The sequence below is a fragment of the Pseudomonas sp. 43(2021) genome (assembly GCF_017490805.1).
Taxonomy (GTDB): Bacteria; Pseudomonadota; Gammaproteobacteria; order Pseudomonadales; family Pseudomonadaceae; genus Aquipseudomonas.
Map to the genome: position 1 here is coordinate 1 of NZ_JAFGYJ010000547.1, position 440 is coordinate 440.

The 440-nt window shown below is 58.2% G+C and carries 1 protein-coding gene; it reads left to right on the forward strand.

The annotated features are described in order from the left end of the window. The coding region (locus tag J5M71_RS28625; protein WP_207839048.1) for an ABC transporter permease at positions 1-440 on the forward strand (440 nt) is incomplete at both ends.

Here is a 440-nt window from a genome sequence, read left to right on the forward strand (position 1 = left end):
TGCCGGGGCTGATCATGATGTCGGTGATCACCAACTCCTACGGCAACGTGGTCTCGAGCTTCTTCGGCAGCAAGTTCCAGCGCTCGATCGAAGAGTTGATGGTCTCGCCGGTGTCACCGCACACCATCCTGATCGGCTTCACCATTGGTGGCGTATTGCGCGGTCTGGCGGTGGGTCTGATCGTGACGATCCTGTCGCTGTTCTTCACCCATCTGCAGGTGCATCACCTCGGTGTGACCATTCTGGTGGTAGTGCTGACCGCGACAATCTTCTCGCTGCTGGGCTTCATCAACGCGGTGTTTGCGCGCAACTTCGATGATATTTCGATCATTCCGACCTTTGTGCTGACCCCGCTGACTTACCTGGGCGGCGTGTTCTACTCGATCACTTTGCTGCCACCGTTCTGGCAGACCGTGTCGCTGGCCAACCCGGTGCTGCAC